At 70.1% G+C, this 13860-nt stretch carries 11 protein-coding genes; 8 read left to right on the top strand and 3 right to left on the bottom strand.

Translation table 11 applies throughout. The features are described 5' to 3' along the window. Positions 1–10: 10 nt before the first annotated feature. The 3 genes from HUA74_RS09355 to HUA74_RS09345 all read right to left on the bottom strand — a co-directional run bounded on the left by HUA74_RS09355 (position 11) and on the right by HUA74_RS09345 (position 3537). Entirely contained in the window at positions 11–1117 is a 1107-nt protein-coding gene (locus HUA74_RS09355) for a hypothetical protein (RefSeq protein WP_174454226.1), read from the bottom strand. 178 nt (positions 1118–1295) lie between these two features. Then, complete coding sequence (locus HUA74_RS09350; RefSeq protein ID WP_174454225.1) at positions 1296–2555, bottom strand: dipeptidase; 1260 nt, start codon at positions 2553–2555, stop codon at positions 1296–1298. An 85-nt stretch (positions 2556–2640) separates the two neighbouring features. Then, entirely contained in the window at positions 2641–3537 is an 897-nt protein-coding gene (locus HUA74_RS09345) for an MBL fold metallo-hydrolase (RefSeq protein ID WP_174454224.1), read from the bottom strand. 549 nt (positions 3538–4086) lie between these two features. Here HUA74_RS09345 and HUA74_RS09340 point away from each other — a divergent pair. The 8 genes from HUA74_RS09340 (at position 4087) to HUA74_RS09305 (ending at position 13815) form a co-directional block, all read left to right on the top strand. Next, a complete protein-coding gene (locus HUA74_RS09340) occupies positions 4087–4335 on the top strand; it encodes a hypothetical protein (RefSeq protein ID WP_163863983.1) in 249 nt (82 codons plus the stop codon). Then, positions 4332–4685 carry a helix-hairpin-helix domain-containing protein gene (locus tag HUA74_RS09335; RefSeq protein WP_141649416.1) on the top strand — a complete coding sequence of 118 codons (354 nt, stop codon included), beginning with the start codon at positions 4332–4334 and terminating at the stop codon, positions 4683–4685. The genes HUA74_RS09340 and HUA74_RS09335 overlap by 4 nt, the downstream gene beginning before the upstream one ends. A 168-nt stretch (positions 4686–4853) precedes the next feature. After that, a complete protein-coding gene (locus HUA74_RS09330) occupies positions 4854–6566 on the top strand; it encodes a dipeptidase (protein ID WP_141649415.1) in 1713 nt (570 codons plus the stop codon). A 312-nt stretch (positions 6567–6878) separates the two neighbouring features. Then, complete coding sequence (locus tag HUA74_RS09325; RefSeq protein WP_141649414.1) at positions 6879–7421, top strand: MarR family winged helix-turn-helix transcriptional regulator; 543 nt, start codon at positions 6879–6881, stop codon at positions 7419–7421. Positions 7422–7978: 557 nt separating this feature from the next. Beyond that, a complete protein-coding gene (locus HUA74_RS09320; RefSeq protein WP_174454223.1) occupies positions 7979–11122 on the top strand; it encodes a DUF4175 family protein in 3144 nt (1047 codons plus the stop codon). A gap of 11 nt (positions 11123–11133) precedes the next feature. Continuing rightward, entirely contained in the window at positions 11134–12888 is a 1755-nt protein-coding gene (locus HUA74_RS09315; protein WP_174454222.1) for a peptidase MA family metallohydrolase, read from the top strand. 153 nt (positions 12889–13041) lie between these two features. Beyond that, positions 13042–13485, top strand: coding sequence for a DUF1622 domain-containing protein (locus tag HUA74_RS09310; RefSeq protein WP_174454221.1), 444 nt, complete (start codon positions 13042–13044; stop codon positions 13483–13485). Between the two features lie 51 nt (positions 13486–13536). Beyond that, positions 13537–13815 carry a hypothetical protein gene (locus HUA74_RS09305; protein WP_141649158.1) on the top strand — a complete coding sequence of 93 codons (279 nt, stop codon included), beginning with the start codon at positions 13537–13539 and terminating at the stop codon, positions 13813–13815. Positions 13816–13860 lie beyond the last annotated feature (45 nt).

Here is a 13860-nt window from a genome sequence, read left to right as displayed (position 1 = left end):
TCATCCCCACTCACGGCAACAACACCAGCGCCAGGGCGAACCTTGGCCGCACCGCCCAGCCTTCGTTGCGTGGCACGAAGTTTCCGTCCTCGGAGTAACCGAGCCGGGGCCGCCCCAGGACGCCATCGGCGGCGACGGTGGCCTCCACGCCCATCCACTGGGAGAAGCGCCAGCGCAGGGAGGTGTCGGGCCCCGCCAGCAGCGCGGGGATGAAGCGCGGCTTGGCGGCTTCGATGCCCAGGAAATACGACTCCGTGCTGCGACCGAAGATGAGCAGGCCCACTCCCGCGCCCACGCCCCAGCGCAGGCTCCCCACTTCGAGGAGCGGGGTGTCCACCCACAGCCCTCCGGCGTACTGCTCCAGCTTCACGTCCGTGCGGCCATCCGGCAGCTTCGCCTCCAGTCCCGCGAGGACCTGAAGGCGAAGGCGCACCCTGCGGAACTCCCAGCCGGAGGCGAGCAGCAGGCCCCGATGGCCGGACCGCTCATACCCATCCAGCGTCATCATCCCGCCCACCATCACCTCCCAGCGCAGCGGCACCGAGTCCAGGGCAGCCGGCGGCATGGCCCAGAGCTCCGGCGGCATGGGCGTGGGCTCACGCTCGGGCTCGGGGGTGGCGGGCGCGGACAGCGGGGCGGCGACCTCGACGACCTCCCCCAGGGGCGTGCCGGCCTCCACCGCGCGCAGGGCGGAGCGCACGACGAGCGCCACGGCCTCGGCGCCCGCGGACCACTCGAGCGCGCCGGGCTGACCTTCCAGCCGCGCGGTGCGCACGAAGAGGTGACGGCTGCCGGGTTCGGCGAAGTGGACGCGCAGCTCGGAGCCCGAGCGCTGGAACCAGAGGACGGCGCGGGCCTGGTGGACATCCGCCAGCTCGACGACGGAGCGCCACTGCGCCTGGGGCGAGCCTTCCATGGACGGGCCCGGCATGGCGCGCAGCTCGACGGGCAGGTCGCTGCTCTGGCCGCGCACGCGTTCGAGCAGGGCGCCATCCTCCTCGGAGGCCACACGCGCCACGGCGAGCCACGAGCCGCCGCGGTCCGCCGCGCGCGCCTCCCCGCCCAGGCACAGGGCGGCGACGAGCCCCAGCCGAATCAACACGACGCCCGATGCCATGATTTGAAGGCTAGCGTCTCGTGTGTGCGCGCGGGAAGCCCCGGGGACAAACACACTTCACCGCACTGACGCACTCTGGCAGGCGCACCGGAAAAGACGCGCTGCGCCTGCAATCCTCCGGCGGACGGGCGGCATGGGCCTTGGACTCCAGTCTGCCCTCGCGCCCGTCGCGGATGACTCAGCGCTGGACGCTCGGGGGGGCGCGCAGCTCACGGCTGACACGCTCCGCCTCGCGGAAGACGCGCAGCAGGTTGCCGCCCAGAATCTTGTGGAGCTGCTCGCGGGTGTAGCCCCGGGCCACCAGCGCCTCGGTGATGCGCGGCAGGTCCGCCACCGAGTCGATGCCCTGCGGCGAGGAGTTGATGCCATCGAAGTCCGAGCCCAGGCCCACGTGGTCCACGCCCGCGACCTTGGCGATGTGGTCGATGTGGTTGATGAGGGATTCGAGCGGAGGGCGCTGCACCTTCGCGGCCCACTCCCAGCTCGCCTGGGAGTTCGCGCGGTAGCGGGTGACGGGGTCCGAGGCCTTGTGCTTCGCCTCCACCGCGTCCTGGGCGGCTTTCCGCTCGGTGGCCATGGCGGCGTAGGACGTGCGGTAGGTGTCGTCGATGAAGGCGGAGAAGAAGTTCACCATCACCACGCCGCCGTTGGTGGCGACGGCCTTGAGCATCTCGTCGGTCATGTTGCGCGGGTGGTTGGTGAGCGCGCGGGCGGACGAGTGCGACGCGATGACGGGCGCGCGCGTCACCTTCAGCGTGTCGAAGAACGTCTTGTCGGACACGTGGGAGATGTCCACGAGCATGCCCAGCCGGTTCATCTCGCGGACGACGTCGCGGCCGAAGTCGGTGAGGCCGTCGTGGTGCTTCACCGACGCGTCACTGATATCGCCCGACGAGTCCGCCCACTCGTTCGTGTTGGACCAGGTGAGCGTCATGTAGCGCACGCCCAGCCGGTAGAAGTCGCGCAGCACGCCCAGGTCATTCTGGATGGAGTGGCCGCCCTCGACGCCCATGAGCGTGGCGAGCTTCTTCTGCTTGCCGGCGCGCGCGGCGACGATGTCCTTCGAGGACAGGGCGAGCACCATCTGATCCGGGTGCTTCTCCACGGCGCTGAGCACCGAGTCGATGATGCGCAGCGACTGGTGGGTGAATTGGCCGGCGAACTCCTTGGGCTCCACCCAGATGGAGAAGAAGGCCGCGCCCAGGTTGCCGGCACGGGCGCGGGACAAGTCCAGGTGCCCCTGGCCATTGGGCGGCTGGGAGCCCACGTCGAAGCCCTCTCCGAGCATGCGCAGGGGCGTGTCCACGTGCGTGTCGATGATGAGCGCCGACTCGTGGATGGCGCGAGCCTTCGCGGAGCTGGGCGACGGCGCGGCGGGAGCGGCGGCGAGGGAGGGCGCGCCCAGGAGGAGCAGGGCGGCGAGGACGGAGCGGTTCACGCGGACACCTCGGAACGACGGGACGCGGGGGACTCTCCCACGGAGCCAGGGCGGGATGAAGTCGCGACGGTCCACCTTGGACTCATCAGGGGCGCTTGCCCTGCCCCACCAGCCCCAGTCCCGTGTAGACGACCTCCAGCCACTTCTCCGTCTTGACGTGGCCCTCGCCGAAGCTCCGGTACTGCTCCGGCAGGCCCTCGGCCTTCACCTGGTCGAGCGTCAGGCCCGCCACCTTCTTGCGACGCACGAGCGCCGTCGTCTCCCGCAGCATGGCGACGAAGCGCTCCAGGTCCTCGCGCCCCGCGAGCGCGCCGTGGCCCGGGATGATGCGCACGCCGGAGGGCAGGCTCGCGAGCACGCCCTCCGCGTTGCGCACGTAGCCCTCCACGCTGCCTCCCGCCTCCAGGTCGATGACGGGAAAGCGGTCCGTGAAGAACTGGTCGCCCAGGTGCAGCACGTTGCTGCCCACGAACAGCACCGCGCTGTCGCCATCCGTGTGGCCCGATGGCAGGTGCGTCATCCGCACCTCCTCGCCGTTGAACCAGAGGCTGAGCCCCTGCTGGAAGGTGAGCACGGGGCGCGCATGCTCCGGCGCGGGAGGCAGCGTCTCGCCCCGGCGGACCCTCGGCTTCGACATCCGCGCGCGAACGGCGTCATGCGCCACCAGCGTCGCCTCGCGCCCGAGCACCCCATTGCCTCCCGTGTGGTCGCTGTGCACGTGCGTGTTGAGGACATAGACGAGCTTCTGCTTGCTCAACGTCTTCAGCGCCGCGCGCACCTTGTCGATGACCGGGGCGAAGTCGTCATCCACGAGGAGCACACCGTCGGGCCCCACCGACACGGCCATGTTGCCGCCGGCCCCCTGGAGCAGGTGGATGTTGCCCGCCACCGGCGTGGCGCGCACCTCCACCTGGGAGAAGTCACGCTCCTGCGCGAGCGCGAGACAGGGAAGCAGGACGAGCACGGCGGCGACGGCCTTCATGCGACCTCCAGACGACGGGGGATGCGTCGGCGGGCGTCTTAGCAAACCGGGAGCCCATTCATTCCCGACGCAGGTGCACTTCTCTCACGCCACCCCTGCCGTCGAGCGGAATCCCCCGAACCTCCACGCCAAAGCGCGTGCACCGTTCGCGAGCCCCATGCCGTCGCGGAGTGGTGCCGGGTGCCAACGAGCGGAATCCCCCAACCTGCACGCCGACACGCGTGCACGGTTCGCGTGCCCCCGCCCCTGATGCGTGGAGCCGGGTGCCGTCGAGCGGAATCCCCCGAACCTCCACGCCGACTCGCGTGCCCCCACCCCTGATGCGTGGAACCGGGTGCCGACGCGCTCTTGCCTCTTGAGAAGCCACTGGAGCCTCTTCGCCCGTCCTCGCGGTGGGACACCTCGCGGATGCTTGCACGGGGGCCAGGACGCTCCTCCGGGGGAGACGGCCCTGGCACGGCGACTGCTCAAGCAGGTGTCGACCTCAGGCGGTCGAGCCGGCGAGGCGGTCGCGCCGTGGTGGCGCGGTGTGGAGTGTGGAGGCGGAAGATGCTGATGGCGGGGAAGCGACTGGCGGTGTTCTCCATTCGCGAGGGCAAGGGCGGGAGCATCTGGGTGCGGGCGGGAAGCGCGTTCGTGAACAAGGACGGCTCGCTGAACGTGTTGCTGGATGTGCTGCCGCTGGACGGCAAGCTGCACGTGCGAGAGGCGGCGGAGAAGCGGGACACGCCGGGGGTGGGCGGACGGTACGCGCCCGAAGTGGGGCTGGACGCGGCGCCAGTGGGGGGCCACTCGTGAGAGCCGCGTGGGGACTGCTGGCGCTGGTGCTCCTGGTGGGGAAGCCCGGCGTGGCGGACGCGGCGCGGCTGCGCACCCAGTACTCGGGCGTGGTGAACCTCAACGAAGCGACGGCCGCGGAACTCGACTTGCTGCCGGGGGTCGGTGACTCGGCGGCGCAGCGCATCATCCAGCACCGGGGCAAGCGCCCCTTCCAGCGCGTGGAGGAGCTGGTGCGGGTGAAGGGCTTCGGGCGCAAGAAGTTCCTCAAGCTCAAGCCGCACCTGACGCTGAGCGGGCCCACCACCTTGAAGGTCGAGCAGGTGCCTCCGCCTCCCGAAGGAAAGGAGGTGGTCGCCACGAACAACTGACACGACGCATCCATTCACTGGGGAGTGGGGTCGCCGCCCGGGTCTACCTCGTGGCCCGGGCGGTGGCCCTGTCGAGGAACGCGAGTCCGGCTTCGCGCCGGGGGAGCGGCCAGGCGCGGTGCACGTGAGGTTTGTATCTGGAACCCGGCTGGTAGAGCATCCGCCGCCATGAACCGACGACTGCCCCGACTGCTCACCGCGCTGCCCGTCTCGGCCGCGCTGGTTGCTCCGCCCGTGCTCGCGTGTACCAGCATGCTGGTCAACAAGGGAGCCACGGCGGACGGCGCCACCCTGATGACCTACGCCGCGGACGCGCACGAGCTGTACGGCGAGCTGTACTACACGCCCGCGCGCCGCCACGCCGCGGGCGCCATGCGCGACATCATCGAGTGGGACACCGGCAAGCACCTGGGGCGCATCCCCGAGGCGCCGGTGACGTACTCCGTCGTCGGCAACATGAACGAGCACCAGCTGTCCATCGGCGAGTCCACCTTCTCCGGCCGCAAGGAGCTGGAGGGGCCGGCGGGCATCGTCGACTACGGCTCGCTCATCTACATCGCGCTGGAGCGCTCCAAGACGGCCCGCGAGGCCATCACGGTGATGACGAAGCTGGTGGCCGAGCACGGCTACGCGTCCACCGGTGAGTCCTTCTCCATCGCCGACCCGAAGGAGGCGTGGCTGCTGGAGCTGATTGGCAAGGGCGCCGGTCAGAAGGGCGCGGTGTGGGTGGCCCGTCGGCTGCCGGAGGGGCACATCACCGCGCACGCCAACCAGGCGCGCATCGAGCAGTTCCCGATGAACGACCCGGACAACGTGCTGTTCTCGCCGGACGTCGTCTCCTTCGCGCGCGAGAAGGGCTGGTTCAAGGGCGCGGACAAGGACTTCAGCTTCGCGCAGACGTACAACCCGCTCGACTTCGGCGGGCAGCGCTTCTCCGAGGCGCGGGTGTGGAGCATCTTCCGGCGCGCGGCGCCGTCGAAGAACTACGGTCCGGAGTACGCGGATGGCTCCGCGCCGGCCAAGCGGCTGCCCCTGTGGGTCAAGCCGGACAAGAAGCTGTCCGTGCAGGACGTGATGTCGCTGATGAGGGACCACTTCGACAACACGCCGCTCGACATGTCCAAGGACGTGGGCGCGGGCCCCTACGCGGCGCCCTACCGCTGGCGGCCGATGACGTGGGAGGTGGACGGCAAGAAGTACGTCCACGAGCGCGCCATCTCCACGCAGCAGACGGGCTTCTCCTTCGTCGCGCAGATGCGCGCCTCCATGCCGGCGCCCATCGGCGGGGTGCTCTGGTTCGGCGTGGATGACACGTCCATGACGGTCTACACGCCGATGTACGCGGGCATCCGGCAGGTGCCGAGGAACTTCTCCCAGGGCGTGGCCAGCCGTGGGGCGTTCTCCTGGGACTCCTCCTTCTGGGTCTTCAACTGGGTGTCCAACCAGGCGTATGCGCGCTGGAGCGACATCTCCGTGGACGTGCACAAGGAGCAGGGCGCGCTGGAGGGCCAGTTCCTCGCGGACCAGGCCGACATCGAGAAGACGGCGCTGGAGCACTACAAGCGCAGCCCGGAAGAGGCGCGGCAGTACCTCACCACCTACTCGGTGCAGCAGGGCGAGAAGGTCCATGCGCGCTGGAAGAAGCTCGGGGAGACGCTGCTGGTGAAGTACATCGACGGCAACGTCCGCGACGAGCAGGGCAAGGTGAACCACCCCAAGTACCCGGACAGCTGGTACCGGCGCATCGCCCAGGAGCGCGGAAAGAGCGTGGAGATGCCTCCCGAGCCCGAGGAGCCCAAGCCCGTCGCGGCTCCGGCCCCCGCCCCCGCACAGAAGGCGCCGGCGCCCGCGTCGAAGCCCACGGTGGCGCCCGCCCCGTAGGCCCGCTGGCCCCTTTCCCGGATCCGGGTCCGGGAGGGGCGCCCAGGGTTGTTCCACCGAGCGGGGGCGCTCGGGCAGGGCGCCCCCGCCTCCCACCCCACGAGGTGGGCAGACGGGCGCCCCCTTCGAGGGCTTCCGGGCGTGGGCTTTGGAAGGCAGACCTGGCGGGCGCTGAATGCCTCACCCACGTCTTGCCGGTGACTGATACACAACGAAATCTACACGGCAGGGGGGACCGCGAAGAGATAGACCTCCTGCGACTCAAAAGACTTGGCAGAGACAGGGAGGCGGCAGGTGAGGGAAGATGAAGTCATGAAGGACACGGCCAGTGGGGAGCCTGAACCCCAGGAAGGTGAGCGGCCCAAGGGCCCGCCGCTCGGAGAAGTGCTCGAGTTCATGCGCCTGCTGTGGGCCGTGGACCACGGGCTCCAATCCACCTCGAAGCGAATGGAGTCGACGCTGGGCCTCACCGGTCCGCAGCGGCTCGTCATCCGCCTGGTGGGTCGCTTCCCGGGCATCACCGCCGGCACGCTCGCCCAGATTCTCCACGTCCACCCGAGCACCCTGACGGGCGTGCTCAAGCGGCTGGAGAAGCGCGGCCTGCTGGAGCGCAAGTCGGACCCGCTGGACGGACGCAAGGCGCTGTTCGCCCTCACGGAGACTGGACGCGGGCTGGACGTTCCCTCCGAGGGCACCGTCGAGTCGGCCGTGGCGCGCGTCCTCTCCCGGATGTCGCGCAACCGCATCCTCTGCACCCAGGACGTGCTCACCGCGCTCGCCCAGGAGCTGGGTGGCGTGCCGCCTCCGGAAGAGGACCTCGCCGACCCGACCGCGAAGAAGTCGGACGCTCGCTGAACAGGCGTGTCACGGCCCGCCCCTTCGGCGGGCCTCCGCTCGGTCGCTTCAAACTCCACGAGCGTCGACCGGTGCCGCCTCCGCGCAGGCCCTCGACGCTCCCGGCCCCCTCCCCCTCTCCACGAACCCCTGGCCCGTTAGGGCCGCGTTCAGCGTGGGCGACGCGCCCCATCACCGCCGTCAGGGCGCGTTCAGGGCGGACCCTCGACGCGCCCCACCCCACCGCCGAGAGACCCGAGGCTGGGTGGGACTCCGTCTCGCGGCCCCGCCGACCCGGCGTCCGTGTCCCCCGGTGCCCAGTCCGAGGGAAGGGGCTGCGTCCCCCACTCGCGAGTCATGACGGGCACTTGGCGGACTCGAACGGGACGAACGGGGGCATTTGCCGCGTTGCCTCCCGGACCCTCCGCCGGTCGCGTGCTTCCGGCGGCGGACAGCCCCGCCCATCCTGGGTGAAATCCGTGGGCCCAAGCACCTCGCGGCCCGTCGGACGTTGCTAGAGAATCGGGAAATAGGCACCTCCGCCGGGAGTTGCCTCGCCACTGAGCGGACAGGACAGCGTGAACCTCGACACCCCGCAGAGCCCAGGCCCCGAGCTGCCGCCCCCGCCACCTCCGCCTCCGGCCTCGCCCACCCTGGTGGGCAGGTCCTCGCGGGGCCGTGGCGTGGAAGCCCTGCTCTCCGCCGTGCGCACCCGGCAGCGCCGGTACCTGTGGCTCCAGGGCCTCGCGCTGGGCTTCATGGCCGCCTGCCTCCTGTGGGTGGGGGGCGGCCTGCTGGGACTCGTGGCCCCGCGCCTGGGCGGGTCGCTGCTCGGCATGGCCGTGCCCGTGGGCGCCGCGGTGGCATGTGGCTTCGGCCTGTGGCTCGCGCGGCGACGGGTGGGCGACGACCTGCTCACCGCCCGACTGGTGGGCCAGCGCCGGCCGGAGCTGTCGCTGGACGTGCTGGCCGCGGTGGAGCTGCGGCGCGAGCAGGGCGGACACGCCAACGGCTCGCCGGAGCTGGCGGAGGCCTTCCTCGCGCAGATGGACACGCGGGTGCGCACCGTGGACGTGCGCTCCATCGTCGACGGACGCCCCGTGCAGCGCAGCGCCCTGGCGGCGTGCGGCGTGCTGCTGGTGCTCGCGCTGGTGTTGGGGCTGTTCGGTGAGAAGTGGGCCGCGGGCCTGAAGCGCATCCTCGAGGTGGCGCGCGCTCCGGAGGCCCCGACGCAGGTCGAACCCATCACCGGCGACATCGAGCTGACGTACCGCTACCCCGCGTACACCGGCCTGTCCCAGCGCACCGTGCCCGGCACCGACGGCGCCGTGAGCGCCCCGGCCGGCACCGAGATTCTCATCAAGACGCGCTCGGACCGCCCCGTGGAGCGCGCGGAGCTGGTCATCAACACCGAGTCGGTGCCGCTCAAGGTGACCGGCAACCGCGACCTGGAAGGCACCTTCATCGCGAAGCAGACCGGCCACTACCACTTCGTCTTCTACGCCCGGCGCGAGAAGCCCCTGGCGGTGGGCCCCGACATCCCCCTCACCGTGGAGGCGGACAAGGCGCCCCAGGTGACGCTGATGACGCCCGCCGCGGAGCTGGAGGTCGACCCCAACCAGAAGGTGACGCTCAAGTACGAAGCCACCGACGACTACGGCCTGTCCGGCCTGTCGCTCGTCTTCCGCACGCCCGGCGCGCAGAAGGACACGCGCGTGCCGCTGCGTCGCGAGGACGGCCGGCGCAGCCGCGACACGTACACCTGGGATTTGGGCTCGCTCAAGATGGACGCCGGCGACCGGATTACCTACTTCGTGGAGGCGCAGGACAACGACGCGGTGGACGGCCCCAAGAAGGGTGTCAGCCGCACGCAGGTGCTGCGCATCTACTCCGCCGCCGAGCACCACCGCGCCGCGCTGGAGAAGGCCGAGCAGCTGTGGGGCCGCATGGTGGACCACCTGGCGGACCGGCTGGAGGGCCCGGACCGCGACAAGCAGAAGGACGCCCAGGCCATCGCCACCGCCGCGTCCGTGGACACCAGTGGCCAGCAGCTCATCACCGACATGCGCACCCTGGCGCAGGCGCTGTCGCGCGAGCGCGATGTGCCCACCGAGCTGGTCTCCGCGCTCGCCAACATCTCCGAGTCCCTGGGCAGCCACATCAATGGCACCGCGGACTTCCGCCGCCTCTACCTGCGCACCCAGCGCGCGCGGGGCGAGGACTGGGGCACCGGCAACCGCCTGTCCGGCGTGGTGACGGAGGAAATCGCGGAGCTGGAGAAGGACATCCTCTACCTGGAGGCGCTGCTGGACCGGCAGAAGCTGGAGGCGCTCCAGGAGATGGGCAAGCAGTTGGCCGGAGAGCGGCGAGAGCTGTCGCGCCTGATTGAGCAGTTCAAGGCCAACCCCGACGAGGCCGCGCGCCAGGCGGTGATGGAGCAGATTCAGCAGCTCAAGGCGCGCATCCAGGAGCTGATGCAGCGCATGGCGGAGATGCGCAAGGGCATCCGCGACGAGCACCTCAACGCCGAGGCCCTGTCCGAGATGATGAAGGACCAGGACATGCAGAGCGCCCTGGACGAGGTGGAGAAGCTGATGCGCGAGGGCAAGACGGACGAGGCGCTCGCGAAGCTTCAAGAGCTGGGCATGCAGATGGACGAGATGCTCAAGGGCCTGGACGAAGCCAACGAGGAGTTCGGCGGCGAGCAGTACCCGGAGCTCGCGGAGAAGTTCGGCAAGTTCATGGAGGACCTCAAGGGCACCGTGGACGAGCAGCAGCGCGTGGCCGAGCAGACTCGACAGCTGCGAGACCAGGCCCGCGCGCAGAACAAGGAGCGGCTCTCCGAGCGCGGCGAGTCCATCAAGAACGACCTGATGCGCAAGGTGCAGCAGGCCCAGCAGAGCTACGACAAGCTCAACCCGGAGCACCTCAACAGCCGCGCCGCCCGGCCGCTGGAAGAGGCCCAGTCGGAGCTGCGCAACGTGGAGAGCGCGCTGAAGGTGAACGACTTCGACCTGGCCGCGGAGGCCGCCGCCCGGGCCGAGGACGCGGCCCGGCAGCTGGCCGGCATGGGTGAGCAGCAGAAGCAGCTCGACGAGATGTTCGGCAACCCGCCCGAGGTGCGGCAGCAGTCCTCGGAGCTGGCCCAGCGCCTGGACCGCGACGCGCGCAACGTGCAGGACGTGAACAAGCAGCTCCAGTCGCTCTTCCCTCCCCCGGGCTCGCAGCTCTCCCAGCAGGAGAAGCAGCAGCTCCAGCAGCTCTCCGAGCAGCAGCAGCAGTTGGAGCAGCGCGCGCAGAACCTGCGCCAGCAGATGGAGGAGATGGAGCAGACGGCGCCGCTGTTCGGCGAGGAGGCCGCGCAGCAGATGGAGGGCGTGGGCCAGCGCATGGGCGAGGCCGCGCAGCGGATGCAGGGCAAGGACCCGGGCCGGGGCTACGGCGAGCAGCAGGCCGCGCTGGAGGGCCTGCGCCAGTTCCAGCAGCAGATGCAGCAGGGCCAGAAGGGCCGCAAGGGCGGACTGCCGCTTCCCGGTGGGATGAGCGGGCGCAAGCAGGGCAACTCCGGCAGGGACCCGAAGGACGAGGTGGAGCTGCCCGATGAGGATGCGTTCCAGGCCCCCAAGGAGTTCCGCAAGGACTTGCTGGACGCGATGAAGCAGGGCGCGCCGGAGAAGTACCGCGAGCAGGTGAAGCGCTACTACGAGGAGCTGGTGAAGTGAGAGACCGCCGGATGAATCGCTGGGTGGCCCTCGCGCTGGCCCTGGGACTGGGCGTGGCCGCGCCCGCCGTCGCGCAGGACGCGTCCTCCCTCAAGGACGAGGTGAAGACGCGCCTGGGCCAGGTGGAGCAGGGCCTGGACGACTGGGACGTGCCCGGGGCGAAGCGCGAGCTGGCCGCGGTGGAGCAGCTGATTCCCTTCGACGTGGAGCCCTTGAAGTACTACCAGGGCCGCGTGGCCTTCGAGGAGGGCCGCTACGACGACGCGGTGGGGCTGCTGGAAGGCGCCAACATCGAGGACAAGCCGGGCAGCTACCTGCGGCTGGCCAAGGACACGCGCGACATCGTCAAGAGCCACGAGCGCGCGGAGAGCGAGCACTTCATCTTCTTCTACCCGAAGGGCAAGGAAGCGGTGCTGGTGCCCTACGCGCTGGAGACGCTGGAGGCCATCCACCGGGCCATGGCGGAGGACCTGGGCTGGACGCCGCCGGGCGGGAAGATTCGCGTCGAGGTGGTGAACAACGCGCGCGAGCTGTCCAAGGTGAGCACGCTCACCGAGAAGCAGATTCGCACCACCGGCACCATCGCCATCTGCAAGTTCAACAAGCTGATGGTGACCAGTCCCAAGGCCGTGGCGCAGGGCTACGACTGGCAGGACACGCTGGCGCACGAGTACATCCACCTGGTCGTCAGTCAGATGAGCCGCAACACGGTGCCCATCTGGCTGCACGAGGGCCTGGCCAAGTTCCTGGAGTCGCGCTGGCGCGGCAAGGCGGGCCTGGCGATGACGCCGTCCACGCAGGCGCTCCTGGGCAAGCGCGTGAAGGCGGACACGCTCATCCCGTTCGAGAAGATGCACCCGTCCATCGCGCTGTTGCCCACCGCGGAGGACGCGGCCACCGCGTTCGCGGAGGTGTTCTACGCCATCGACTACGTGCACCAGTCCAAGGGCTCGGCCGGGCTGCGCGCCGTCGTCCACGAGCTGAAGGCCGGACAGACGGACAAGAAGGCGGTGGAGGCGGCCATGGGCATGCCCTTCGCCCTCTTCGAGAAGACGTGGCTTTCGCACATCAAGAAGCAGCCCTTCCCCTCGGAGCTGGTGCCGCGCGACGACCGCGTGGTGCTGAAGGAGGACGCGAAGAACAAGTCGAAGGAGGACGGCGAGAAGAAGGGCCGTGAAATCTCCTTCGGCGACTTCAACGAGGTGGCGGAGGTGCCGGCGCGCAAGTTCGCGCACCTGGGTGAACTGTTGCGCGAGCGCAACCGCGTGAAGGCCGCCGCCGAGGAGTACGCCAAGGCGCACAAGCTGGTGGGCGACAAGTACGAGTCCGTCTCCAACAAGTACGCGCTGGCGCTCCTGGAGTTGAAGCGGCTGGATGAAGCGGAGTCCGTGCTGCGCGGCAGCCTGCGCGTACACCCGGGCTCTCCCGCCACCAACGTGCACCTGGGCCGCATCCTCCTGCACCGCAAGGACTACCCGAAGTCGAAGACGGCCTATCTGGAGGCGCTCGCCTCGGACCCGTTCGACCCCGAAATCCACGTGGCGCTGACGCGCATCCACGGCGCGCTGGGCGAGACGGCGCTGGCGACCCGCGCGAAGGCGGCGACGGTGGTGCTCACCGGCCTGGAGCCCGCCGAGGTCGACCAGCTGGCGCAGCAGTTCCTGCGCGAAGAGGGCGTGCTGTCGGAGACCAACGTCCCCGCCACCGGAGGCGCTCCGAGCAAGCCCGCCGCGCCCGCCACGGGACCGACGGACGCGGGGCGCTGAGGCGCGACACGGAAGGCAGGGCGCGCGCTCGTCCCTGCGGCGCGCCTCGGCGTGGAGCCTGGAGCAGGCAGAGAGCGAGCTGACAGGCAGGGGCCTGCCCGCCACTGAAGGCCCGCCCTCGCAGTGTCCAGGTTCAGCCGGGGAGGCGTCGTCATGGACATCCGGCCGCTCGTCTTGCTGTCCGCCCGGCTGATGGAAGCCGCGGGCGTCGGCGCCATGGTCCTGGGCGCGTTGATCGCCCTCGTCGCGATGCTGTTCCGGCACCGGGGGCTCCCGCCCGCCGAGGCCTATCGCCTCTTCCGGCTGAACCTGGGCCGCGCCATCCTGCTCGGCCTCGAGTTCCTGGTCGCCGCCGACATCCTGCGCACCGTGAGCAACGAGCCCACCTTGCGCGATGTCCTGGTGCTGGGCCTCATCGTCCTGGTGCGGACGTTCCTCAGCTTCACCCTGACGGTGGAGCTCGAGGGCCGCTGGCCCTGGCAGCCCGAGCGCGAACACGCGCGTCCCACCGCATCCCCTCCCCGCCCACCACCGCCCCCTCCGCGTCACGTCAAGGTCGTCCGACCTCAGCCCCCACGGCAGGCCGCTCGACACTGAGCAAGAAGGGCTATTTCCCGAAGACGACTGGGTGCGCTAGGACACCGCCCCATGTCCATCCGAAACCTCGCAGTGACGACCCTCCTGGCGCTCAGCGCGGTGCTCACCGGCTGCTCCAGCAACGCCGACACCATCTGTGACCATCGCAAGGAGTGCTTCGACTCCAAACTCGACACGGGAAAGTGCGCGGACACCATCAACGACTGGGTGGATGACCGCGACTCCGACGACCGGAAGGACGCCGTGGCGGAGTGTGCCGACTGCGCCGCCGACAAGAGCTGCTCCGAGTACCTGGAGCGCTGCATCGACGACTGCTTCGTCGTTCCGTAGGGAAAAGCAACCGGGGCCCGCTCGCCTGACGCGGGCCCCGGGGTG

Origin of the sequence: Myxococcus sp. CA051A (genome assembly GCF_013336705.1) — a bacterium.
Classification (GTDB): Bacteria; Myxococcota; Myxococcia; order Myxococcales; family Myxococcaceae; genus Myxococcus; species Myxococcus llanfairpwllgwyngyllgogerychwyrndrobwllllantysiliogogogochensis.
This window is presented reverse-complemented; position numbering and strand designations above follow the sequence as displayed.

Coding starts and splice junctions, on each gene's coding strand:
- HUA74_RS09345 (WP_174454224.1), bottom strand. CDS start 3,537: ATGAAGGCCGTCGCCGCCGTGCTCGTCCTGCTTCCCTGTCTCGCGCTC.
- HUA74_RS09325 (WP_141649414.1), top strand. CDS start 6,879: ATGAAGGACACGGCCAGTGGGGAGCCTGAACCCCAGGAAGGTGAGCGG.
- HUA74_RS09330 (WP_141649415.1), top strand. CDS start 4,854: ATGAACCGACGACTGCCCCGACTGCTCACCGCGCTGCCCGTCTCGGCC.
- HUA74_RS09310 (WP_174454221.1), top strand. CDS start 13,042: ATGGACATCCGGCCGCTCGTCTTGCTGTCCGCCCGGCTGATGGAAGCC.
- HUA74_RS09315 (WP_174454222.1), top strand. CDS start 11,134: ATGAATCGCTGGGTGGCCCTCGCGCTGGCCCTGGGACTGGGCGTGGCC.
- HUA74_RS09305 (WP_141649158.1), top strand. CDS start 13,537: ATGTCCATCCGAAACCTCGCAGTGACGACCCTCCTGGCGCTCAGCGCG.
- HUA74_RS09355 (WP_174454226.1), bottom strand. CDS start 1,117: ATGGCATCGGGCGTCGTGTTGATTCGGCTGGGGCTCGTCGCCGCCCTG.
- HUA74_RS09340 (WP_163863983.1), top strand. CDS start 4,087: ATGCTGATGGCGGGGAAGCGACTGGCGGTGTTCTCCATTCGCGAGGGC.